Source organism: Klebsiella sp. CTHL.F3a (genome assembly GCF_019890895.1).
Lineage (GTDB): Bacteria > Pseudomonadota > Gammaproteobacteria > Enterobacterales > Enterobacteriaceae > Klebsiella > Klebsiella grimontii.
Window position 1 is genome coordinate 3,698,876 of sequence record NZ_CP082360.1, and the last position, 23,666, is coordinate 3,722,541.

The window sequence follows — 23,666 nt, forward strand, 5'->3', positions numbered from 1 at the left end:
ATGAACACACCGCACAACGAATGGGACGCTTACCTCACGCAAATGGAACAGCTGTTGGCGCTGGAGCTGGACGATGCGAGGCGCGCAGAGCTCAGGGTGCAGTTTAGCCGCATTGCCGCCATGGCCGGGCCGCTGCTGGCCTTTCCCCTCGACGATCGCGTCGAAATCGCCGGAGTTTATAAAGCATGAAGCTGCCTGAAATGACGATTCACGAAATCCAGCGCGCGCTGGCCAGCGGCGAACTCAGCGCCAAAGAGATCGCCCGCCACACCCTGGAGAACATCGCGCGGGTTAACCCGCAGATCAACGCCTGGACCCACGTCAGCGAAAAACGCATGCTCGCTGAGGCGGAGAATATCGATACCTTGCGGCGGGAAAAAAAGCCCCTGCCCGCGCTGGCAGGCGTTCCCTATGCGGTGAAAAATCTTTTCGATGTCGCCGGACACACGACCCTTGCCGGGGCCCAGCTGCTGAGCGATCGCCCCGCCGCCGTTGCCGACAGCTGGGCGGTGCGCCAGCTGCACAGCGCGGGCGCGCTGCTCTCCGGGATGCTGAATATGGATGCCTACGCCTACGGGTTTACCACCGAAAACAGCCACTACGGGGCGACGCGTAATCCGCACGATCTCTCGCGGATCGCCGGGGGTTCCTCGGGCGGGTCGGCGGCAGCGGTGGCCGCCGGGCTGGTGCATTTTTCGCTGGGAAGCGACACCAACGGATCCATTCGCGTCCCGGCATCGCTGTGCGGGATCTTCGGCCTGAAGCCGACCTTTGGCCGCTTGTCGCGTTCCGGGAGCCATCCTTTCGTCGCCAGCCTCGACCATATCGGTCCGTTTGCCCGCTGCGTCAGCGACCTTTCCGCGGTTTACGATGCCCTGCAGGGTCGCGATCCGGGCGATGGTTTTCAGGCCGACAAGGCCAGCGAGCGCACGGCGAATCTGCTGTCGCGCGGGCTCGAAGGCCTGCGCTGCGCCACCCTCGGCGGTTATTTTACAACGTGGTGCGATAATGACGCCCGTGCGGCCGTCGCTCGCGTCGCCGGGGCGCTGGCGGCGCATGAGGAGCTGATCTTCCCGGAGGCGGAGCTGGCCCGCTCGGCGGCGTTTATTCTCAGCGCCGCCGAGGGCGGCAACCAGTACCTGCCCGCGCTGCGTAGCCAGCCCGAACGTTTTGAGCCGAACTCACGCGAGCGCCTGCTGGCGGGCGCGATGATCCCGTCGGCCTGGTATCTTCAGGCCCAGCGCTTCCGCCGCCACGCGCAGCAGGCGTTTAAAGCCTTGTTCGCCCATGCGGATGTGCTGATCGCCCCGGCCACGCCGTGCAGCGCGACGCTCATCGGCGCGCAGACCATGGAGATCAACGGCCAGCCGCTGCCGATCCGCGCCAGTATGGGGATGCTGACCCAGCCCATCTCCTTCCTTGGTCTACCGGTGGTCACCGTACCGCTGCGCACGGCGAGCGGGCAGCCGATCGGCCTGCAGCTGATTGCCGCGCCTTTTAATGAACAAGCCTGTCTGCGGGTCGCGCGGGCGCTGGAAGAGACGGGCGTGACCGACGCCCGCCCCCTGGAGATAGCAGCATGATGACGCAAGAGCATATTAATCGCCCGCGGATCCTCGCCGAGGTCACGGCGGCGTTTTACCGCTATGAGGAAGCGCTGGTCAGCAACAATATCGCGGTGCTGGATGAGCTGTTCTGGCACGACAAGCGCACGGTGCGGCTGGGGGCCGGCGAAAATCTCTACGGTATCGACGAAATCCGCGCCTTTCGCGCCGCCCGTCCTGCCGCCGGCCTGCAGCGCGAGCTGCGGCATACCACCATCACCACCTTCGGCGAGGATTACGCGGTGTGCAGCACCGAATTTACCCGCGATGGCAGCGAACGCATTGGCCGCCAGCAGCAAACCTGGGTGCGTTTCCCCTTCGGCTGGCGCATCGTCGCCGCCCAGGTCAGTTTGATGAGTTAAGCCCCGCGCCTTTCCCGGTATCCCCCGGGTTGCGCTGCGCTTACCCGGGCTACGGGTTAACTCGCGCCTGCAGGTCAGTACCCCGGGTAAGCCGCTTGCGGCGCGACCCGGGGAACGACTTTACCCTCTAAACGGATGAACCTCACGCCAGTGTTCGGCGATCTGCTGACGGGTGCAGACCCAGACCCGGTCGTGCTGCTGCACATAATCGAGGAAACGCTGCAGCGCGCGAAAGCGGCCCGGTCGTCCCAGCAGGCGGCAGTGCATACCGATGGACATCATCTTCGGCGCGCTGGCCCCCTCTTCATACAGCACATCGAAGCTGTCTTTCAGATAGGTGTAAAACTGCTCGGCGGTATTAAACCCCTGGGCGGTGGCAAAGCGCATATCGTTGGCATCGAGGGTATAAGGCACGATCAGGTGCGGCTTACGCGTCCCGTCGCCGCACGCCACCTCGCTCCAGAACGGCAGGTCGTCGCCATAATAATCGCTGTCGTAATCAAAACCGCCGTGCTCCACCACCAACTGGCGGGTCTGAGGACTATCGCGCCCGGTATACCAGCCGGTGGGCGGCTTGCCAAACAGATCGGTTAACACCTGAACGGCTTTATTGAGATGCTCCCGTTCCTGCTCGACGGGCATATTCTGGTAATGGATCCAACGCCAGCCGTGGCTGACCACGTCATAGTTCGCCGACTTAATCGCCTCGACCACCTCGGGATGACGCGCCAGCGCCATGGCGACGCCGAACACGGTCAGCGGCAGTCCCCGCTTACTGAACTCATTATGGATGCGCCAGAAACCGGCGCGGCTGCCGTACTCATACAAGGAGTCCATCGACATATGCCGGTCAGGGTAGCTGGCGGCGCCGATAATATCGGACAGAAACTGTTCAGAACCGGCATCGCCGTGCAGCACGTGGTTTTCCGAGCCCTCTTCGTAGTTCAGCACAAACTGCACAGCGATGCGCGCGTTGTTCGGCCACCGGGCGTGCGGCGGCTGTCCGCCGTAGCCGCGCAGGTCGCGCGGGTAATCTTCTGTCAAAAATGCCATCTGCCACCTCTTTAATTTAAAACGGGGTTAATGCCTGAAATTTGCCGCTCAACGCCTTGGTTTCGGGAAAAGCTAAATCGCCGTGCTTGCTGGTCGACAGGCCTAAGGCCACCAGTGACTCAACCATTTTGACCGCCGCGCTGACGCCATCGATCACCGGTACGCGCAGCTCGCGAGTCAGCTCCTGGGCCAGCGTCGCCATCCCACCGCAGCCCAGCACGATGGCCCCGCAGCCGTCCTCTTTTAGCGCCTGAATACAGCGCGCGCGTACCTTCTCCTGCGCCACACCGCTGCCGTCCTCCAGCGCCAGCACCGGTAAATCAATGGCGTGCAGGGCCGCGCAGTGGTCATGAAAACCATACTGATGCAGCAGATGACGGGCGATGATCAGAGTGCGCGGCAGCGTGGTCACGATGGAGAAACGGGTGGCCACCAGCGTCGCCATATGCATCGCCGCTTCGGCAATGCCCACCACCGGCCCCTGCGCCAGCTCGCGCGCCGCCAGCAGACCGGGGTCGCCAAAACAGGCGATCACGTGCCCGTCGACCCCCTGTTGACGACCGGCGTTGATCTGCTCCAGCACGCCCACGGCGGCGATGGCTTCATCAAAGTGGCCCTCTATCGATGGGACGCCTTCGCGGGGGCAGACCGCCAGAATCTCGGTTCCCGGCGCGGCGACCGCCCGCGCGGCGGCGCCGATGGTTTCCGTCATGGCCAGGCTGGTGTTGGGGTTGATGACTTGTATACAAACAGCGGCCATTACGGCTCCTTATAACCGGCAAACAGCCGGGCAAAATCAGGTAGGGTCACGCCAGAACGCTCAAAGCAAAGGCTGGCGACGATATGTTCAAAATGGTGACTTAACGCATCGCTCAGCGGCTGCAGCGCCTTGTCGCGCAGCAGTTGGACAAGCCGTTCGTGATCGTCGCAGCGGCAGCCCTGACGCCACGGCGATCCCCACGCTGCGATAACTAATGAAGAGCGCTGGCTCAGGCGGGTCACCATCTCGGTGAGCACCTGATTGCCGGAGATCGCCTGCAGCTGAATATGAAACTCGGCGGAGTAGCGGATCGCCGCCGGGCCGTCATAGCGTTCATGGGCCTGCTGCTCCTCACGGATAATGGCCTCCAGCGCCGCGAGGTGCGGCGGCTGACAGCGGGCCAGCACATCCGGCAGGTTGGCCACCTCCAGCAGCGCGCGGGTGCGGAAGATCTCTTGCGCCTCTTCTACCGTCGGGCTGGCGACCTGTGCACCACGTTTGGGCGTCAGGGCGACCATTTGCACAGTCGCGAGTCGTTGCAGCACCTTTCTGATCCCGGTACGGCTTACGCCGAACACTTCCGCCAGCGCCTCCTCCGGCAGTTTGCTCCCCGGCGGCAGCTGATGCTCGACGATCGCGGTCATCAGCGCCTGATAGATGGATTCGTCTTTATCCTGCAGTTCTGGCGCGGCCTGCAGACGATGTTGGTTGCTCATTCACCACTCCGGTTTTTACTTTTTGATATCGGATCGTATACATAAAATTTAATTCTTGCATACAAAAATAACTACTTTGGCCTAAATCCTGCAACAGCCTCAGCAATCCATTTAAACGGGTGTTCATTTACAGGAGCAGGTTTCATGCCAAATCAACAAAATACGCATCAGGTTAAGGCCGCTGATCCCCACGCTGGATACAGTCCGCGACTTTGCAATGAGGATCTGGCGCCGACGCGCGACCAGAACTGGAGCTGGTACAACATCTTTTCTTTTTGGATGTCGGACGTGCACAGCATGGGGGGCTACGTGGTGGCGGCGAGCTTCTTTACGCTCGGGCTGGCGAGCTGGCAGGTGCTGCTGTGCCTGCTGGTGGGGATTTGCATCGTTCAACTGTGCGCCAACCTGGTGGCGAAGCCCAGCCAGATGGCGGGCGTGCCCTACGCAGTCATTTGTCGTCAGGCGTTTGGCGTGTTTGGGGCCAATATCCCGGCGGTGATCCGCGGGCTTATCGCCTTCGCGTGGTACGGCATTCAGACCTATCTCGCCGCCAACGCGCTGATGCTAGTGCTACTGAAGTTCTGGCCATCGCTATCGACGCTCACAGCATCCAGCGTCCTCGGCCTGTCGCATCTGGGCTGGCTCTGCTTCGCCACCATGTGGCTGCTGCAGGCGATGGTGTTCTGGCACGGAATGAACGCCATCAAGCGCTTTATCGATATCGCCGGCCCGGCGGTCTACGTGGTGATGCTGGCGCTGGCGGGCTGGATTGTATACAAAACCGGTTTTGACGGGATCTCCTTCACCCTCGCCAGTAAGTCGCTGAGCGCCGGGGAGCAGACCTGGCAGATGATCACCGCCACCGCGCTGGTGGTCTCCTACTTCTCCGGCCCGCTGCTCAACTTTGGCGATTTCTCGCGCTACGGCAAAAGCATGGGTGATATCCGCCGCGGCAACCGCTGGGGCCTGCCGTTTAACTTCCTGCTGTTCTCCATCGTGACCGTGGTGATTGTCTCCGGCACGCAGTCGCTGTTTGGCCGCATGATCACCGACCCGATTGAGACCGTGAGCCGCGTGGGCAACGACCTGGCGGTCGCCATTGGCCTGCTGACCATGATCACCGCCACCATCGGGATTAATATCGTGGCCAACTTTGTCTCCCCGGCGTTCGATTTCTCGAACTGCTCGCCGCAGAAAATCAGCTTCCGCACCGGCGGGATGATTGCCGCCGTGGGGTCTATTCTGCTGACGCCGTGGAACCTGTTTAATTCGCCGGAGCTTATCCACTACACCCTTGATGTGCTAGGGGCGTTTATCGGCCCGCTGTTCGGCATCCTGATTGTGGATTTTTACATCATTAAGCGCGGTAAAGTTTCCGTCAACGACCTGTTTGACGACACGCCAAAGGGCCAGTACTGGTACCGCAACGGCTTTAACCCGAAAGCGATCGCCGCCCTGATACCCTCCGTCGCTATTGGTCTGGTCATCAGCTTTATTCCGGCCCTGCACGAAGTGGCCAACTTTAGCTGGTTTATTGGCGTCTTCTTGAGCGGCGTGGCCTACCGCTGGATTGCCCGCGACGAGCTCGTCGGCGCGACGGCCGGTTTCAGCGCCCTCGCCCAGAAAGAGTAACCCCGTCCCCCCGCCGCGGCGTCACGTCGCGGCGGCTCTTCGCCTGCGCAAACTGGCATTATTCTTGCTGAATCAACCTATCCTTTCGCTAACCCACAGGGCAGCTATGATGTTTGACTACCATGCCGCAGTTCGCGGCGCATTTTTCGATATCGCCGCCGTTGCCGAGAGCGCTGACGATATCGCCCGCCATGCGCGCTATCTGGAGGATGGCGTGCTGTTTCTTCGCGACGGACGCGTTCAGGCGCTCCTGCCATGGCAGGAGGGCGAAAGGTACCTGCACCCGCAGAAGGGCTATCGCGACCTGCGCGGTAAGCTGCTGCTGCCGGGGTTTGTCGATGCCCACGTCCACTATCCGCAAACCGAGATGATTGGCGCATTTGGCGAGCAGCTGCTGGAGTGGCTCACCACCTATACCTTTCCGGTGGAGAGCCAGTTTGCCGATGCCGACTACGCCGCCGAGATCGCGCAATTTTTTGTCAACCAGCTGCTGAGCCACGGCACCACCACCGCGCTGGTTTTTTGTACACTGCATCCGGAATCGGTGGATGCCCTGTTTAACGAAGCGCTGCGCCTGAATATGCGCCTGCTCGCCGGGAAAGTGATGATGGATCGCCACGCGCCCGATTATCTGAGCGAAAGCGCGGAGCAGAGCTACCGGCAAACCCGCGAACTGATTGAACGCTGGCACCAGCGCGGCCGCCTCGGCTACGCCATTACGCCGCGCTTCGCGCCGACCTCGACGCCGGAGCTACTGGCGGCGGTGCGGCAGCTACGGGAAGAGTTTCCTGATACCTGGCTGCACACCCATCTGAGCGAAAACCTCAACGAAGTGGCGTGGGTAAAAAGCCTGTGGCCAGAGCATGAGCACTATCTCGACGTCTACCATCACTATCGGTTGACCGGCGAGCGCAGCGTGTTTGCCCACGGCATTCACCTTGCGGACGCCGAGTGGCAGTGCCTGCACGAAACCGGTTCAGCGCTGGCCTTTTGCCCAACGTCGAACCTGTTCCTCGGCAGCGGGCTGTTTCGTTTACCGGTCTGCTGGCAGAACAAGGTGCGCATGGGCATCGGTAGCGATGTTGGCGCGGGCACCACCTTCAGTATGCTGCGCACCCTCGGCGAGGCGTATAAGGTCAGCCAGCTGCAAAGCTATCGCCTTCGCGCCAGTGAAGCCTTCTACCATGCGACCCTTGGCGGCGCGCGCGCTCTGCGCCTTGATGAGAAGATTGGCAATTTCCAACCCGGCAAAGAGGCCGATTTTGTGGTTATCGACCCGGCGGTCACGCCGCTGCAGCGCTTACGCAGCGGGCGCTGCAAGGATATCTATGAGCAGCTGTTCGTGCTGATGACCCTGGGCGATGAACGCAATATCAGCGAGACGTGGGTAAACGGCGAGCGCGTGTGGGGGGATGCAGCTGCGCAGTAGTCCTTTTCCCGGGTCGCGGCGCAAGCGCCTTACCCGGGCTACCAGAGGACAAATGACATTGAACGCGCGGCGCCGCCTCCGGGGAAATTTAGCTGCCGCGATAGGTGGACCAGCCGCCGGGAGCGATTAAAAACGGTAAGTGATAGTGCCCGCCAGCCGCTTCGCGGATGGCGAAATCAATCTGCGCGCTCAGGTAGAGCGTCTCGCGCCCGCTGGCGGTAAACCACTCGCCAATTTCCGCACTCAACCGGTAACGCCCCATCGCCAGCGGTCCGGCGCCGAGTTCGCCAATGCGGCCGTTCTCATCGGTAGTCCCGCGGGCAATCAGCGCGCCTTCGCGCTCCAGCACAACCTTCACGCCCTGCGCCGGTCGGCCGGTAGAGATATCCAGAATATGGGTGCTTAAGGTACTCATTCGCCAATTGCTCCTTCCAGTCTTAATAAGGTGATTTCGCGCAGCTGCGCTAACGCATCCTGAACTTCTGCGCGATCGCTGTTTTGCAGGCGACGCGACAGCGCCGCTAAGATTTCATCCCCGCTGCGCCCTTTCGCGCGAATCAAAAAAATCCGGCCAAATCGCGCTTCGTAGCGGGCGTTGCCCTCTTTCAGCGCCAGCGCCAGCGCAGCATCGCGCTCATCAACGCTTCCCTGCTCCTGACGCGAGAGCGCCGCGTGCGCCTGAGACCCGGCGGGCTTTTCGCCGATACGCGGATGGGCGCTTAGCGCCTCGGTCAGCTCCGCTTCGCCCCACGCCGCCATCAGCCGCTCGGCGGCGCTGAGCAAATCAGCGCGGCTGCGCCAGGGCCGGCCGGCGGCGAGCGCCGCCGCCCAACCAGCAACGGCAACGCAGGGCGCCAGCAGGGAAACGGCCTCTTCGCCGCTCAGTTGGTTAAAGTGATTCAGCGCGATCATCGGTGCTCCTTGTGGCCGCCGCCGCGGCCGGTTTCTCTTCCGGAATAATCAGATTCAGGACAATCGCCACCAGCCCGCCGCTGGTCGCCGCAGAGCCGAACAGGTTACCCACGATCGGCGGGAAGTGGGTCAGAAACGCCGGGACTGCCTCAATGCCAAGACCAAAACCGAAGGCCAGGCCAACGATCAGCATATCGCGGCGGGTCAGCGGTTTCTGGGTGATAATGCGGATCCCTGCCGCCACAACGCAGCCAAACATCACCATCGTCGCGCCGCCCAGCACCGGCACCGGGATCTGGCGCAGTATCTCGCCGAACGGCGGAAACAGTCCCAGCAAAATCAAAATCACCCCAATGTAGCGGCCAACATAGCGGCTGGCGACGCCGGTCATCTGAATCACGCCGTTGTTTTGCGCAAAGGTGGTATTGGGGAACGCGCACAGCATCGCCGCCACCATGCAGCTTATGCCATCGGCAAGAATGCCGCCTTTTAGCCGGGAACGGAAGGCCTCGTCATCTATCGACTGCTGAGAGATCAGGCAGTTAGCCGTCAGATCCCCCACCGCCTCAAGAATGCAGACCAGCGACACCAGCGCAATCGGCAGAAAAATCGCGCTGTTAAACTGAAAACCAAACGGAAACAGCTGCGGCAAGCGGAACCAGACATCGCCGACGCCTTTAAGCTGGAACGATCCGCTCAGCGCCGCCGCCGCGCAGCCGACGGCAATCCCCACCACCACTGAAGAGAGGCGCAGCCAGCGGTTTTTCGCGCAGCTTAGCAGGACGATAGTCCCGAGTGTGCCCGCGCCGAGGGCGATATTGCTCATGCTGGCAAATGCTTTCGCCTGCTCGCCGCCGCACCAGTTAATGACGCTGACTTTAATCAGGCTAATGCCGATCAGCGCTATCACGCTACCGGTAATCACCGGAGTAAAAATGCGCTTCAGCGGTTCAATAAAGCGGCTGACGAGGCATGGCACCAGCGCGGCGACGAAGTTGACGCCAAACAGCATGGCCATAATATCCTGCGGCGTACCACCCTGCCCTTTTACCCACATACCGCCGGCAATGGCGACGCCGAGGAACGCAAAGCTAGTGCCCTGCATACAGATCATGCCCGCACCGATCCCCCAAACGCGGTTGGATTGCAAAAAGGTGCCAATGCCGGAGGCCAGCAGGGACATGCTGATCAAATAGGGCAGCCACTCCCCCAGCCCCAGCGCCGCGCCGATAATCAGCGGTGGGGTGATAATGCCCACCAGCCCGGCGAGTACGTGCTGTAAAGCGCTAAAAAAAGCCGGAAGCGGCGGTATCCGCTGCTCGAGGCCGTACAGTAAGCCGCCGTTTTTTTCATCTGACATGGTCGTTTCATCCCGTTGCGAATAAGCGTGCGGGAACGGGTGCACAAAACAGGCCAAATTCGCTCACACTTGCGCAACATTTAATTTTTCCTCTGTTTTACAAAGAGATAAATCATCTACCGGGTGAACACCTGTGCGCCCAGGCTGGCCACCGTAATGAAACTTTAGATTCTACATTCCCAATATAGAAATTATTGATTCATAAAAAGGCAACAAAACCCCCATCACGCACCACGACTGTGCAACCGCACGATGGCGGGGAGGCCGAATCGGCGAAATCCGCGCCTGCGCCAAAGTGGTACGCAAATTGCTCAAGCCAATCACGACGTATGTAAAGGAGAAGCAAATGAAAGCATTAGTTATCGGCGGCGGAATCGGCGGCCTGAGCGCGGCGGTGGGGTTAAAAAATGCAGGTATCCATTGCGAAGTCTTTGAAGCGGTGAAAGAAATCAAACCGGTGGGCGCGGCCATCTCCATCTGGCCGAACGGCGTGAAGTGCATGAAGCATTTAGGTATGGGCGATATTATCGAGAACTACGGCGGGCCGATGCATTTTCTCGCTTATAAGGATTATCTGCGCGGGGAGGATCTGACCCAGTTCAGCCTCGCTCCGCTGGTAGAGCGTACCGGCGGCCGCCCCTGTCCGGTTTCCCGCGCTGAACTGCAGCGCGAGATGCTCGCCTTCTGGGGACGCGACGCCGTGCAGTTTGGTAAACGCGTCACCCGCTGCGAAGAACACGCCGACGGCGTTCGCGTCTGGTTTACCGACGGATCGATGGCAGAGGGAGATTTTCTGATTGCCGCCGACGGTAGCCATTCGGCGTTGCGTCCGTACGTGCTCGGCTATACCCCTGAGCGCCGCTACGCGGGTTACGTTAACTGGAACGGTCTGGTAGAGATTGATGAAGCGATTGCGCCGGGCAACCAGTGGACCACTTTCGTCGGCGAGGGGAAACGGGTGTCGCTGATGCCAGTCTCCGATGGCCGGTTTTACTTTTTCTTTGATGTTCCGCTGCCGGCGGGGCTGGCCGAGGATCGCAGCACGCTACGGGCGGATCTCAGCCGCTACTTTAGCGGCTGGGCGCCGCAGGTGCAGAAGCTGATCGCCACCCTCGATCCGCAGACCACCAACCGTATTGAAATCCATGATATTGAACCTTTTGCGCGGCTGGTTCGCGGCAAGGTAGCGCTGCTGGGCGATGCCGGGCACAGCACCACGCCGGATATCGGCCAGGGCGGCTGCGCGGCGCTGGAGGATGCGGTGGTGCTGGGAGACCTGTTCCGCGAGAGCCGCGACATCGCCGAGGTATTGCGCCAGTACGAAGCGCTGCGCTGCGATCGGGTCCGCGACCTGGTGCTGAAGGCGCGGAAACGCTGCGATGTGACCCATGGTAAAGATATGGCGCTGACGCAAGCCTGGTATCAAGAGCTGGAAACCGAGACCGGAGAGCGGATTATCAACGGCCTGTGCGAAACCATTCAGGGCGGCCCGCTGGGGTAAAAATGTTGGCATCGGCGCCCTTCCCGGCTCGCGGCGTAAACGCCTTAGCCGGGCTATCGGCCAACAGATGGTAGTGAACCCGCTGCCCCGGCCTGCATCTCCTCCATCACGGCGGTCAGCTTCTGGATCGCCATCTGCGCCGGGCGGGAGAGCTGGCGCGACGGCGCGGCGCACAGGGCCAGGGTGAGCGGGCGCAGCAGCTTGTTGCGTAGCGGGACAAACGCCAGCTGCCCGAGCTTCACCTCTTCCAGCACGTCCAGACGGCTGAGAATCGTCACGCCGCCGCCTTTCAGCACCAGCGATTTGATCAGCCGGATATCGTTACAGCTAATACTGTTGGCCGGAGCAAAATCATAATGGCGATAAAGCATCGCGACCCGATCATGGACGATCAGCGGCGCACCGGGGACAATATGCCGCTCCTCGCTTAGCTCCCCTGGCGACAGCATCGCGGCCTGCGCCTGAGGATGATCCGGGCGCATTACCGCGCCCATCTCCAGCTCGGCAAAGGCCAGCACGCTCAGCCCCGCCTGACCTTCAGGATCCAGAATCAGGCCGAAATCGAGATCCGCCTGCCGCACCTTCTGGCTGATGGTATGGCTATCCGCCACCTGCAGATTCAGCTCCAGCCACTGCCAGCTGGCGATAATGTCCGCCAGCGCGGCGGCAAAGCTCCCTTCCGCCAGCGCCTGCACCATGCCAAGACTAACGCTGCCGCGCTTCAGCCCCTGCAGCTCATCAAACTTTTGCCGCGTCAGATGAAACTCCTTTTGCCAGCGCAGCAGATTGTCGTACAGCAGCTCCCCGGCGGTGGTCATGCGCAGCCCTTCCGGCAGGCGCTCAAACAGCGGCGTGCCGAAGGCCTCTTCCGCCTGCAAAATTTGCCGGTTGATGGCCGAAGCGGAAATATGCAGCTTTTCCGCCGCCCGCCGCAGGCTGCCGCTGCGGGCCACTTCGGCAAAATAGATAGCGAAACGTGAAAATGGGCTCATCGGTAACCTGTTCTCTTTTTTGCAACGGCTGGGTGAATTCTTGCTGATGGATGTCAACACCCTAATATGGCAACAATAAACTCACAACAATTAAACAAATGTTTTTGTGAGCAGGAAGAGAAGCCATGAACAAACCACAACCCACCCCGCCCGCCCATTGCACCTTTGAGCCCGAGGACTGGCTGCGCCTGGCGAAATGCTGGCATCCCGTCGCCCGCGCCTGCGATATCGGCCCCGCGCCGGTAAAAGCCACCCTGCTTGATGAACAGCTGGTTATCTATCGTATCAAGGGCCAGGTGGTGGTCGCTCGCGACGTCTGTCCCCACCGCGGCGTGCCGCTGACGCTCGGTTTTCACGACGAAGAAGGGATCGTCTGCCCGTACCACGGCCTGCGCTTCGGCGAAGATGGCCGCTGTAACCGTATCCCGTCCAGCCCCGACCAGCCGGTACCGGCGAAGCTCAACCTCACCAGCTTTGCGGTTGAGGAACGCTATGGCCTGATCTGGACCTGCATGGCCTTCGACCCGGAGAACCCGATGCCGCTGCCGGTGATGCCGCACTGGCACGACGACGGCTTTCAGCAAATCAACTGCCCGGCCTTTGAGGTCAACGGCTTTGCGGGCCGCCAGGTCGAGGGCTTTCTGGACGTCGCCCATTTCGCCTGGATCCACACCGATACCTTCGCCGACCCGGATAACCAGGTGGTGCCAAACTACACCCCGCAGGAGACGCCGTTTGGTTTTATCGCCGATTACTGGAGTTCGGTCGGCAACTATCCCGCCAGCTCCGAGTTTCGCGCGCCGGAAGGCTTTCAGTGGCTGCGCCATTTCGAGATGCATCTGCCGTTTACCGCCACCCTGACGATTCATTTTCCCGGGGAGGCCCGGCTGGTGATTATGAACGCCGCCTCGCCGGTTTCTTCACGGATCACCCGGATGTTCGCGCCCATCGCGCGTAATTTCGATCTGCACGTGCCGGTAGAGGATGTTCACGCCTTTAACCTGCGCGTCTTTGAGGAAGATCGCCTGATGGTGGAGACCCAGCGCCCGGAGAGACTGCCGCTGGATTTAACGCTCGAAGCGCATATCCCCGCCGATCGCAGCTCCATCGCCTATCGCCGCGGGCTGAAAAAAATGGGCTTCGGCGACTTTTTCCTCGTTTAAGTGGAGAGCCATCATGAGCGATGTAGTAGAGGTTATCGTTGACGGCATCTGGCGCCAGGGTAGCCAGAGCCTCGCCGTCAGGCTGGTGGCGCAGGACGGCCGACCGCTCCCCGCCTGGCAGCCCGGCGCGCATATTGACGTACATCTGCCGTGCGGCATTATCCGCCAGTATTCCTTGACCGGCCCGGACGATCCTGACGACGGCTACCTGATCTGCGTGGCGCTGGAGAAAGCATCTCGCGGCGGCTCGCGCTATATCCACCAGCAGCTGCGCCCCGGCCAGACGCTGTTGATTTCTCCCCCGCGCAATCTGTTTCCTTTACGTACGGCGGAACGGGTGACGCTGCTGGCGGCCGGGATCGGCATTACGCCGCTGTACGCGATGGCGCTTAGGCTTAAGGCGGAAGGCGTGCCGTTTACCCTGCACTATTACCTGAAAAACCGCGCGCAGGGGGCGTTTGTCCGCGAACTGCAGCGGCGATTCAGCGCCGAAAGCGTGGTGATTCACAGCTCTTGCGAAGGAGACAGCGCCCGGCAACATTTAGCCGCCGCGCTGAACAAGACGCATACCGGATATCCGATTTATCTCTGTGGACCTGAGGGATTTATGGTTGCCGCGCGTCGGGCGGCCATGGAACGGGGCTGGGCGGAAACGCAGATCCATAGCGAAGCCTTTCAGCCCACCGCTGCGCCAGCCGGCGCTGGGGAGGGAGAAACCTTTAACGTGACGCTTGCGTCCTCGGGAGAGCGGTGGCCGGTGCCCCCGCATAAAACCATCGCCCAGGTGCTCCAGGAAAACGGCGTCGCCGTCCCGCTCTCCTGCGAGATGGGGATTTGCGGCGCCTGCCTGACGCCGGTTATCAAAGGGGTTGTCGATCATCGCGACACCGTACAGTCGGAGGCGGAGAAATCCGCCAGCGCGCAGCAGATCGCCCTGTGCTGCTCGCGCAGCCGGTCGGCGAATCTGTGCATTGATTTATAGCCCGGCGCCGCTAGCGGGCGAAAACTCGCGCCTCGCCCACCACCTCAATACGTACCGCTGCCCCCGGCCGCCATAACTGCCGGCTGACGGTTTTAACGAGCAGCGGCTCGCGCTGGCCGGGCAGCGTCAGGGTTAACGTGGAGAGATGGCCGCTAAAGTCCACATCGCGTACGGTAAGCTGCGGGTCATCCGCCCGGCAGGGAGAAATAACCAGCTGCTCGGGGCGCAGCATCACCCTTCCCTGGCCGACGGCCTGCGGATTGTCGGTTAAGACTTCACCTATCGCGCAGCGCGCTCGGCCGCCGCACAGTTCGGCGGGCAGCACCAGCGCATCGCCGAGAAAAAGCGCGGTCTCTTCATCAACCGGGTGACTGTAGACCTCATACGGCGTACCAACCTGGGCAAAGCGCCCCTGACGCATCACCGCGACCTGGCTGGCAAAGGAGAGCGCTTCATTCTGATCGTGGGTGACCAGAATCGACGCGATACCGGCCTGCGCCAGTAAATCAGCGGTGGCTTTACGCGTAGCCGCGCGCAGTCCGGTATCGAGGGCGGAAAAAGGTTCATCCAGCAACATCAGCGCGGGCCGCTGTGCCAGCGCGCGCGCCAGGGCCACGCGCTGCTGCTGACCGCCGGAAATTTCGTGCGGCCAGTGGTTCGCCAACTGACTGTCCAGCGAGACCCTCTCCATTAGCGCCGCCACCTGCTGGTATTTCTCCTGGCGACTGCCATCGAGCCCCCAGGCGATATTGTCCGCGACGTTCAGATGGGGGAACAGCGCGCCCTCCTGCGGCACGTAGCCCACCCCGCGCAGGTGGGCGGGAATAAATGTCCCCTGCGCAAACAGCGTGCGCCCCTGCATAACAATCCGCCCGCTATCCGGCGTTTCGAAACCCGCCAGGATCCGCAGCAACGTGGTTTTACCGGAGCCGGAGGGGCCGACAATCGCCGTGCGGCTGCCTGCGGCCACCGTCAGATTGAGGTTTTCGAGCACCCGCGTACCGGCAAAAGATTTTGAGATTGAGGAGAGTTCAAGCATTTACAGGCCTGCGATTTTTTTCGACTGAATATAGAGAATGCCGGTCAGCGGCAGCGAAAGCAGAATCATCAGCATCGCGTAAGGGGCGGCGGCGACATAATCAATTTCGCTGGTCAACGCCCAGAAGCCGGTTGACAGCGTGCGGGTGCCGAGCGGAGAGAGCAGCAGCGTGGCGGTCAATTCATTGGTGATGCCGAGAAACACCAGCGCCGCCCCCGCCGCCGCGCCCGGCGCCGCCAGCCGCATGGTGACGCTCCACAGCGCCCGGCCGGGGCTGCGGCCTAAACTGCGGGCGACGTTTTCCAGCTCGACGGGGGCCTGCGCGATCCCGGCCCGCAGGTTAACCAGCGCCCGGGGCATAAACATCAGCAGCCAGGCGAGCAGCAGCGTGACCTCGGTCTGATAGATGGGGCGCGCGTAGTGAATGGTGACCGTCACCAGCGCCAGCGCCGTCACGATGCCGGGCAGCGAGCTGGTCATATAGTTACACCCTTCCAGCAGACGAAAAAGAGGCTGCGGATAGCGAACGCCCAGCCAGGCGATGGGAATTGCGCAGGCGGTGGTAAGGAGCGCGCCCACCGCGCCGAGCAGCAGCGTTTGCCGCAGAGAGAGCCACAGGTCGGCGCTCATCCAGTTTTCCACGCCGCCCAGCCAGAGCCAGCGGCAAAGCACCATCAGCGGTATCCCCAGCGCCAGCATCACCAGCGTCAGCAGCGCGAGCTGGAGAGGGATCGCCGCCAGCCGACTCAGCGGCTGCCGCTGCTGTTCGCGCGCGGCGCCCGAACCGATGCGGGCATAGCGCGCCTTCCCCCGCGATGCTCCTTCCAGCAGCAAAATGGCCAGGCAGCAAAGCGCCAGCACCCCGCCCAGCATATTTGCCGCCGGGCCGCTGAAGGTTGACTGGAACTGATCATAGATAGCGGTGGTAAATGTATCGAAACGGACCATCGCGAAGAGGCCGAACTCCGCCAGCAGATGCAGCGCCACCAGCAGCGCTCCGCCGCATATCGCCAGCCTGAGCTGCGGCAAAACCACGCGGAAAAAGATCCGCCACGGCGGCGTACCTAATGAAGCGGCAACATCTTCCAACGTTGGGTCCAGCCGCCGCAGAACGGCGGCAACCGGCATATAGATAAACGGGTAATAGGCCAACAGGGAGAGAAAAACCCCGGCAGACAGGCCGTGCATTGCCGGCACCGCGCTGACCCAGGCGTAGCTTTGTACAAAGGCCGGGATCGCCAGCGGCGCAACCGCCAGCACCGACCAGACTCGCCGCCCCGCCAGCAGCGTACGCTCCGTCAGCCAGGCCAGGCCAACGCCCAGCACAATGCACAGCGGTACCGTCAGCGCGATAAGCCACAGGGTGTTGCTCAACAGCTCGGCGACGCGGGGGCGAAAGACCAGCGCCTGGATTGTCTCCCAGCCGGTATCGACCCCTACGGCAATAACAAAACCCGGCGGCAAGAGCGCCAGTAGAGAAAACAGAACGGCTAACGCGATCATCGGAAAAGCAGGACGCCTGCGCTCAGGCAGGCGTTGGGCTTTTTTTCCGAGCGCGAAACTCAGAGAAGACATAGCGTATTCACTTTAACGGACGATTACAGCAGGCCAGCCTGGGTCATCAAATCGACCACTTTTTTGCTGTTCAGCGAAGACGGTTCAACTTTCGGCGCCTCTAACGCCTGCAGCGGCGTCAGCTTCGGGTTGGATGCGGCGTTAACGCCAACGGCATATTCAAAGGCGTTGTTGGTGCGCAGCTCATCCTGCCCCTGCTTGCCGGTGATCCACTTGATAAAGGCCTGAGCCTGTTCCTGATGTTTGCTGGAGGCCAGAACGCCGCCGCCGGAAATGCTGACAAAGGCGCCAGGATCCTGGTTTTTAAAATAGTGGAGACGGGTATTTTTGCTGTTCTCGCCGGTTTTCGCCTGATCGACAAAGCGGTAGTAATGATAGATAACGCCGCCATCAATCTGACCGGCATTCACCGCTTTCATCACCGTGCTGTTGCCCTTGTAGGCCACAAAATTGGTTTTCATCGCTTTAAGCCACGCCAGGGTGGCCTGCTCGCCTTTCAGCGCCAGCATCGCGCTGACGATGGCCTGGAAATCCGCGCCGGATGGCGAAGCGGCCCAGCGCCCTTTCCACTGCGGTTGCGCCAGGTCCATCAGCGACTTCGGCAGCTGCGCTTCGCTGATTTTCGCCGGATTGTAGACGAATACGGTGCTGCGAGCGGCAATGCCTATCCAGCGGCCGTGCTCAGGGCGGTACTGCGGGGCGACCTGCTGAAGGGTCTCGGCCGCCAGCGGCGCAAACAGCTTCGCGTTATCCACCAGCACCATCGCCGGGGAGTTTTCGGTCAGAAAGACATCCGCCGGGGATGCCGTCCCCTCCTGCACCAGCTGATTCCCCAGCTCACTATCGCCGCCGTTCCGCAGCGTCACTTTAATTCCCGTCTCTTTGGTAAAACCGTCAACCCAGGACTTAACCAGATTTTCATGCTGCGCGTTGTAGACCACAATCCCGTCGCTGCTGGCCGCCGCCAACGCCTGCGGAGCAATAAACGCGGAAGAAGCCATCAATGCAGCGGAGCAATAAGACACCAGACGAAAACGCATACGCTAATCCTTAATAGAGGTGGGCAAAAGGTAACTGGCAGCCGGCCGGCAAGGATTAAATCACAGAGAAATGTGAATGATAATGCAAACAATTACCATCTAATTAAAAAAGAGAAATATACTGCGCGCGGGCGGCAACAGGCGAGGAAAATGCTATAAAAAAATAGCTGCCGCGATGAACATTAAAATAACCTTAAGACAGCTTAAGTTTATTTTACACTGCCTTCAAAACCCCACTGCGGGCGGGTTTTCGCCACTGCGTTAGCGAAAACTCCACTGCACGCTCACCACAAAGACGGCAGGAAGAATAATTCCGCTTTCCACGCCGAAATAATCGGTAAAGTTGTACTGAAAACCATGGTAAATATAGGGAGAAAAGCCAATGCCGGTCGCATCTTTAAAATCCTTGTAAGAACCATGGTCGCCGCAGTGCTCAAAGGCCGAGAAGAAAAACTCGCCAACGTAGCCATAAATTCCCTTAAATACCCAGCCGTTGCCCAGCGAGGCCCAGTCGCGGCGTACCCCCAGCGCGATGCAGCGATCGTCAAAGCTGTTTTTCATCGTTCCGGCCAGCAGGCTGTACTGAGAATCTTCGGAGAACTTGCGCTCAACGGAGGCAAACTGGTTGTCAAAGCCTTCGGTGTACTGCCCGTGGTTGTTCGACAGATGGTAAATCCAGGAGCCGGTATTCACCGAATAAAGATTGATTTCATCCGCTCGTAGGGCCGTAGAAGACATCAACAGGGCGGCGGCGGCCACCACAGGCTTCATCATTTTTCTGCGCATCAACATCATCCCCTGATTCAGGCGTCGGCCCGGCTGGATAATAAGAGTATATACCCGTCGTCTTTCAAGTTGCTTCTTTGTTGGCTACGTTAGTTCACCCCAGTCACTTACTTGAGTAAGCTCCTGGGGATTAATGAGAGGCTCCTGCCTCTCACCGGAGGCCAGCCTTCGGCTGATCAAATTCGTCCCCGACGAATTTGTCACTCCCTTGCCGCCTCGAAGCAACTCGACATCTATTGGGTATAGAAACCGCCGGTTGGCTCTGCCGGACAAATGCGCGATTTTCTGCAAAGAGATATTTTAATGAAATTCTGGCGGGTTAATTTTAGTAATACAGCGTATTTCATCCGGTCATCATTGTCTGATGAACAAGAGTAAAGCGAGGTAGCTTAAATAGTTTTCAGAGGAGGAGTTGAGCGTTAATAATAAAATACCTGGCGTCTTACCAGGCATTTCTTCAGGTCTGTTTAGCGCTGGCAAATTTTTATCAACAGTTCCGCCATCCAGCGGTGGCTTCTCTCCTGGCCCGCCGTTTCATGCCACGAAAGATAACAGGTACGGCTGTCCATGTCTAAAGGCAGAGGCAGCAGCTGTAGCGCAAACTGCTCTTCAAACTCTTTCGCCAGCCATTCCGGCGCGATAGCCACCATATTGGTTTGCGACACGACGCTCAACACGCTGACCAGCGCATTACCGTGAAAAGCGACGCACGCCCGCTGCTCTTCAGAGCTATACCAGGGATAGCTGAAGGAGGCGTAGCGATCCAGCGCGACGGTGGCGTGCTGCTCGCGATAAATATCCTCCTCGCTCAGCGGCGATGCGATACGCGGATGGTTGCGTCTGGCCACCAGCACCATCCGGTCATGGAACAGCGGGATACTGGTAAATTCCGGATGATTGAATTTGTTGTAATCGAGTACAAATTCCACCTCCTGATAGCGCAGCTGATTTGTCACCTGCTGACTTAGCGAAGATTTAAAGGATAGACTGACCCTGGGCGCAATCTCACTTATTTTGTTAAAAATAAGCGGCGTCAGATAGTTATCCAGCGGGCTACAGACGCAAAGGTTGTAGAGACGTTCGCAGTCCAGCGGATCGAAAAGCGTATCCGGTAGCTCATTTTGCACCAGCGATAGCGCGCGTCGAACCGAGCTAAAGAGTTGAAAGGCGCGCTCTGTCGGTTTAATGCCGCGGCCGTTGCGGACAAACAGTTCATCCTTAAACAGCACCTTCAGGCGAGAGACCGCGCTGCTGACCGCAGGCTGAGACATGCCCAGCGTTTGCGCCGCTTTGGTTAGGCTTTGTTCCTGCATGACGGTATCAAAAATGGTCAGCAGGTTGAGGTCGACTTTCCGCAATACCGGCTGCAGGACTTTCGGTTCAGAGGTTGGCTTAGATGTTGTATTTTCACTCATGTAGGGAACTCCACCAGCACATTAATCAGCGATTCTGCTGCGTAACACTGAGACTTTTCGCCAAAGGAAAAAAATGGGCAGATAAATCACCATCGGCCCCAGCAGCCATGTGTTATCGGTTTCCAGCAGCACGCTCAAATGTATGAAACTTATTATCAAAATGGTAAACAGCAGAAGAATATGAAACGTATTATGTTTTCTGGAGAAAACGGCATAGCGGTAAAGCATTCATTTTTCCTTCGTTCACTCCTTGAACAACGGAGAATACCATATAAAAAGTGATGAAATTTCTGAAAAATACGCGACTTAATCCTAATAAGTAAATTCTCATTGAAATTAATCGACTGGACTTAGCTAAATCGAGAAGCAGGCAGGACGCTGATATTCCTTTGCCGCAAAGGGGGGGGCTAAAACCGGATAATAACCTTCCGTGACTCACAGAGGCTAAAGAATAGAAATGATTTCACAGGAAATAGTCACGTATAAGCAGCAATAGCCGGGAGGAGACCAGGGCGCTGGGCGAAATAAAAATTGTGCGGAAGCGGGAAGCACTCTGTTAACGTACTAAGTCGATATTGGGCCGCCATCGAGGCCTCGAACCCCGTTCCCTACAACGTATGTCGTTCGCTCTTCCAGATGAGCTAATGGCGGTCAGGTGCTAATCAGCAAAGTTCAGCAGTGGCGTGCCGATACCAATTAGCGACGCGCATACTAGCCCGTTGAATGGGCGGTGTAAATAATATAAATGCACGAAATATCTGGATCCCCCCTCTCTGCGCCGCCGATGCGGGTCACCTTTGAGGATGCAGACAAAACCTTACACGCCAGCCTCTTGTGCATTGATAAGGATTGTTTATGATCCCCGGGTTCTGAAATGTCCTGGTACCCTATGCGCAACCGTCGACTCCCTGGTAAATGGTTTTTGATACTCACCTGCTTCGTCATGGCTTTCTGCCTTGTTCAGCGGGCGGCCTATCTGCACCATTTTTTGGCGGACGTCAGCGCCCAGGCGCAGGACAGCGCTCTCAGCGCGCAGGCCAAGCAGCCCTCTTCAGAGGAGGCTGAGCAAGGGCCTCCGCCCTGTCAACTGAGCGCCAAATCCCTGCTCTGCGCGCAGCCGCTTTTCTTCGATGGCGCGTTACCGGCCGTTATTTTATTCCTTGCCCTGCTTCAGCTGCTCGCCGCAGGCCGTCCGGTGGTTTTCCGGGACGATCCCGTCCGGCCTCCCACGCTGCGAATACATCTCAAAAACTGCGTTTTCCGTGAATGAAAAAATCGTTCTTAGACGATTAGTTTTTTAAATTCACGGAGAAAAAAATGCTGAATATCTTCAGGGGCTTCGTCTTCCTGGTGCTGACCTGCGCGGGCGTTGCCCACGGGGCGGACACAGGATGGCTGACATCCCCGCAAAACGACCACGCCCGGATCCGCTTTCAGGCGGAAAAAGGCAAAGATCGGATCGACGGACTGCTCTCTATTGAGCTGGCTTCCGGCTGGAAAACCTACTGGCGCTCGCCGGGTGAAGGCGGCGTCGCCCCGCAAATAATCTGGAACAACGGCGAACGGGCGCGGTGGTACTGGCCTGCCCCGTCAAGATTCAAGATTTCCGGCCTGACGACCCAGGGCTATCACGACCGGGTAGCGATCCCGATAACGATCGCCGCCGCCCCCGGCGACGTGCTGGAAGGCACGCTCACGCTGTCGACCTGCAGCAACGTCTGTTTGCTGACCGACTATCGGCTGCGTCTCGATTTCAATCAGCCCGCAGATGGCAAGTTCCAGGAAGCCTTTGCCCGGGCCATGCGCGCCGTCCCGGCGGATAACGGGGTGACGAACGATGTCGCCGCGCATCTTGTCGGTAGCCAGCTGGTCATCACCGCGACCACGACCGGCGGATGGAAAAATCCCGGGATTTATTTTGACCCGATGGACGGTGGGATTGTGGCCGGCGATCCGGACGTACGCGCCGAGGGCGACCGCCTGAAGGTAACGGTGCCGGTCACCGATGAATGGGGAGAAATACCCGCCACGCTGGCGGGAAAAGCGCTGTCGTTGGTGCTGACAAATGGCGAAAAAGCGCAGCAGATGAACCTTATCACTGGTGCGGATCTCGCGCCAACGGCGACGGTTAGTCTCGGGAAAATAGTGCTTTTCGCGCTGCTCGGCGGCGTCATCCTTAACCTGATGCCCTGCGTGTTGCCGGTGATGGGTATGAAGCTCAGCGCGGTGCTGCAGGCTGGGGCAGATCGGGGCCCGGTCCGGCTACGTTTTCTGGCCACCAGCGCGGGCATCCTGACCTCGTTTGCCCTGCTGGCGCTGATGGTGACGATGCTCAAGCTCACCGGCGCTTCACTGGGCTGGGGGATCCAGTTCCAGAATCCCTGGTTTATCGGCGTAATGGTTGCCGTTACCTTTCTCTTCGCGCTGAATCTGTTCGGGATAGTCGAGATGCTGCTTCCCTCGACTGCCGTTAGCCGGATGGCGACCGCCGGCGGCGCCGGGATAGCGGGGAGTTTCTGCGAGGGCGTTTTTGCCACGCTGCTGGCAACGCCCTGCTCGGCCCCCTTTCTGGGCACGGCCGTCGCTTTCGCGCTTGCCGCTCCGCTTCATGAGCTGTGGCTGATTTTCATGGTGCTCGGGCTGGGGATGGCTGCGCCGTGGCTGTTCGTCGCCCTGTTCCCGCAAACCGCCGCCCTGCTCCCCCGCCCCGGCCGCTGGATGAACACCCTGAAAATGGCGCTTGGCGTCATGATGCTGGCCTCCAGCTTCTGGCTGGCGACGCTACTCGGCGTTCACCTCGGCGATACCGCCAGCGGCGTGATGGCGCTGGCTCTCACCGTAGCGGCCCTGATCGCCTTGTTAGTCGCCCATCAGCGAACGACTCCCGCCCTCTGGCTGGTGGTTATCGTCCTGGCGGCGTATGGCGGTTTTCAGGTTCGCGGTCTGCTGGCGCAGGGTTCCACCGTCTCGTCGCCGCAGGCTAACGCTCAGCAAATTCGCTGGCACCCCCTCAGCGAGGAGGCCATCCGCAGCGCGCGGGCTGAGGGCAAACGGGTGTTTATCGATATCTCCGCCGACTGGTGCGTAACGTGCAAAGTGAATGAACACCGGGTGTTAAATCAGCCCGCGATCATTCGCGCGCTGGCTCAGCCCGATGTCGTGGCGCTGCGCGGCGACTGGAGCAAGCCTTCTGAGCCGATCGCCCGTTTCCTGCAGAGCCGAAATCGCTACGCCATTCCCTTCAACCAGGTCTACGGTCCGGGCCAGCCGCAGGGAGAAATACTGCCGCCGCTGCTCGATCAACAAACCGTCCTCAACGCCCTCAATCATGCCAAAGGTTAAATT

General features: G+C 59.8%; 21 protein-coding genes and 1 pseudogene. 10 read left to right on the forward strand and 12 right to left on the reverse strand.

The annotated features are described in order from the left end of the window. Genes hpxX through hpxZ form a run of 3 tightly spaced genes read left to right on the forward strand, consistent with a single transcriptional unit; the run spans nucleotide 1 to nucleotide 1,966 of the window. Nucleotides 1–189, forward strand: coding sequence for an oxalurate catabolism protein HpxX (gene hpxX / locus K7H21_RS17460; protein ID WP_004131209.1), 189 nt, complete (start codon nucleotides 1–3; stop codon nucleotides 187–189). Then, the gene (locus K7H21_RS17465; protein WP_004131202.1) at nucleotides 186–1,583 is read left to right on the forward strand and encodes an AtzE family amidohydrolase; all 1,398 of its coding nucleotides are present in this window, start codon (nucleotides 186–188) and stop codon (nucleotides 1,581–1,583) included. The genes hpxX and K7H21_RS17465 overlap by 4 nt, the downstream gene beginning before the upstream one ends. Then, on the forward strand, nucleotides 1,580–1,966 hold the full coding sequence (hpxZ, locus tag K7H21_RS17470; protein WP_004131200.1) for an oxalurate catabolism protein HpxZ: 387 nt from the start codon (nucleotides 1,580–1,582) through the stop codon (nucleotides 1,964–1,966). Before K7H21_RS17465 ends, hpxZ begins: the two co-directional genes overlap by 4 nt. Nucleotides 1,967–2,086: 120 nt before the next feature. On the opposite strand, the gene puuE is transcribed toward hpxZ, so the two are convergent. The 3 genes and pseudogenes from puuE to K7H21_RS17485 all read right to left on the reverse strand — a co-directional run bounded on the left by puuE (nucleotide 2,087) and on the right by K7H21_RS17485 (nucleotide 4,495). Continuing rightward, a complete protein-coding gene (gene puuE / locus K7H21_RS17475) occupies nucleotides 2,087–3,019 on the reverse strand; it encodes an allantoinase PuuE (RefSeq protein WP_004131198.1) in 933 nt (310 codons plus the stop codon). A gap of 40 nt (nucleotides 3,020–3,059) precedes the next feature. After that, a pseudogene (gene hpxA / locus K7H21_RS17480) lies at nucleotides 3,060–3,779 on the reverse strand (allantoin racemase); the annotation flags it as partial. Then, nucleotides 3,779–4,495, reverse strand: a complete 717-nt coding sequence (locus K7H21_RS17485; protein WP_024359599.1) for a GntR family transcriptional regulator — start codon at nucleotides 4,493–4,495, stop codon at nucleotides 3,779–3,781. The gene K7H21_RS17485 and the pseudogene hpxA, both read right to left, overlap by 1 nt. A 144-nt stretch (nucleotides 4,496–4,639) precedes the next feature. Between K7H21_RS17485 and K7H21_RS17490 the strand changes: the two genes are divergently transcribed. Together K7H21_RS17490 and guaD are read left to right on the forward strand one after the other, a co-directional pair. Further along, nucleotides 4,640–6,127, forward strand: a complete 1,488-nt coding sequence (locus K7H21_RS17490; RefSeq protein WP_142445471.1) for an NCS1 family nucleobase:cation symporter-1 — start codon at nucleotides 4,640–4,642, stop codon at nucleotides 6,125–6,127. 109 nt (nucleotides 6,128–6,236) lie between these two features. Further along, entirely contained in the window at nucleotides 6,237–7,556 is a 1,320-nt protein-coding gene (gene guaD / locus K7H21_RS17495; RefSeq protein WP_032742088.1) for a guanine deaminase, read from the forward strand. A gap of 88 nt (nucleotides 7,557–7,644) precedes the next feature. On the opposite strand, the gene uraH is transcribed toward guaD, so the two are convergent. From uraH to K7H21_RS17510, 3 genes are read right to left on the reverse strand one after another with little or no spacing between them, the layout of a single operon-like run. After that, nucleotides 7,645–7,971, reverse strand: a complete 327-nt coding sequence (uraH, locus tag K7H21_RS17500) for a hydroxyisourate hydrolase (protein ID WP_004131187.1) — start codon at nucleotides 7,969–7,971, stop codon at nucleotides 7,645–7,647. After that, on the reverse strand, nucleotides 7,968–8,468 hold the full coding sequence (gene uraD / locus K7H21_RS17505) for a 2-oxo-4-hydroxy-4-carboxy-5-ureidoimidazoline decarboxylase (RefSeq protein WP_049112143.1): 501 nt from the start codon (nucleotides 8,466–8,468) through the stop codon (nucleotides 7,968–7,970). The genes uraH and uraD overlap by 4 nt, the downstream gene beginning before the upstream one ends. Then, entirely contained in the window at nucleotides 8,446–9,828 is a 1,383-nt protein-coding gene (locus K7H21_RS17510) for a nucleobase:cation symporter-2 family protein (RefSeq protein WP_142446129.1), read from the reverse strand. Before K7H21_RS17510 ends, uraD begins: the two co-directional genes overlap by 23 nt. 346 nt (nucleotides 9,829–10,174) lie before the next feature. Between K7H21_RS17510 and hpxO the strand changes: the two genes are divergently transcribed. Then, nucleotides 10,175–11,329, forward strand: coding sequence for an FAD-dependent urate hydroxylase HpxO (gene hpxO / locus K7H21_RS17515; RefSeq protein WP_196564879.1), 1,155 nt, complete (start codon nucleotides 10,175–10,177; stop codon nucleotides 11,327–11,329). Between the two features lie 53 nt (nucleotides 11,330–11,382). On the opposite strand, the gene hpxR is transcribed toward hpxO, so the two are convergent. Beyond that, entirely contained in the window at nucleotides 11,383–12,321 is a 939-nt protein-coding gene (hpxR, locus tag K7H21_RS17520) for a LysR family hpxDE operon transcriptional regulator HpxR (protein WP_049112162.1), read from the reverse strand. Nucleotides 12,322–12,446: 125 nt separating this feature from the next. Between hpxR and hpxD the strand changes: the two genes are divergently transcribed. Next, a complete protein-coding gene (gene hpxD, locus K7H21_RS17525; protein WP_004131179.1) occupies nucleotides 12,447–13,484 on the forward strand; it encodes a molybdenum cofactor-independent xanthine hydroxylase subunit HpxD in 1,038 nt (345 codons plus the stop codon). A gap of 13 nt (nucleotides 13,485–13,497) precedes the next feature. Further along, entirely contained in the window at nucleotides 13,498–14,466 is a 969-nt protein-coding gene (locus tag K7H21_RS17530; RefSeq protein WP_223035255.1) for a PDR/VanB family oxidoreductase, read from the forward strand. Between the two features lie 10 nt (nucleotides 14,467–14,476). Here the strand turns inward: K7H21_RS17530 and K7H21_RS17535 are convergent, their stop codons facing one another. From K7H21_RS17535 to leuO, 5 genes are all read right to left on the reverse strand, one after another. Beyond that, nucleotides 14,477–15,505: an ABC transporter ATP-binding protein gene (locus K7H21_RS17535; protein WP_049112165.1), complete on the reverse strand. Its 1,029-nt coding sequence runs from the start codon at nucleotides 15,503–15,505 to the stop codon at nucleotides 14,477–14,479. After that, nucleotides 15,506–17,080 (reverse strand): ABC transporter permease, encoded by a 1,575-nt coding sequence (locus K7H21_RS17540; RefSeq protein ID WP_004131173.1) that lies wholly within the window; start codon nucleotides 17,078–17,080, stop codon nucleotides 15,506–15,508. It lies immediately after the preceding gene. Between the two features lie 23 nt (nucleotides 17,081–17,103). Further along, a complete protein-coding gene (locus K7H21_RS17545; RefSeq protein ID WP_004871451.1) occupies nucleotides 17,104–18,120 on the reverse strand; it encodes an iron ABC transporter substrate-binding protein in 1,017 nt (338 codons plus the stop codon). Nucleotides 18,121–18,381: 261 nt separating this feature from the next. Then, nucleotides 18,382–18,891 carry a hypothetical protein gene (locus K7H21_RS17550; RefSeq protein WP_375339093.1) on the reverse strand — a complete coding sequence of 170 codons (510 nt, stop codon included), beginning with the start codon at nucleotides 18,889–18,891 and terminating at the stop codon, nucleotides 18,382–18,384. Between the two features lie 482 nt (nucleotides 18,892–19,373). Beyond that, nucleotides 19,374–20,321 carry a transcriptional regulator LeuO gene (gene leuO / locus K7H21_RS17555; RefSeq protein ID WP_223035256.1) on the reverse strand — a complete coding sequence of 316 codons (948 nt, stop codon included), beginning with the start codon at nucleotides 20,319–20,321 and terminating at the stop codon, nucleotides 19,374–19,376. Nucleotides 20,322–21,210: 889 nt separating this feature from the next. Here leuO and K7H21_RS17560 point away from each other — a divergent pair. After that, nucleotides 21,211–21,591, forward strand: a complete 381-nt coding sequence (locus K7H21_RS17560) for a hypothetical protein (protein WP_220676296.1) — start codon at nucleotides 21,211–21,213, stop codon at nucleotides 21,589–21,591. A gap of 47 nt (nucleotides 21,592–21,638) precedes the next feature. Further along, a complete protein-coding gene (locus K7H21_RS17565; RefSeq protein ID WP_195321874.1) occupies nucleotides 21,639–23,663 on the forward strand; it encodes a protein-disulfide reductase DsbD family protein in 2,025 nt (674 codons plus the stop codon). Nucleotides 23,664–23,666 lie beyond the last annotated feature (3 nt).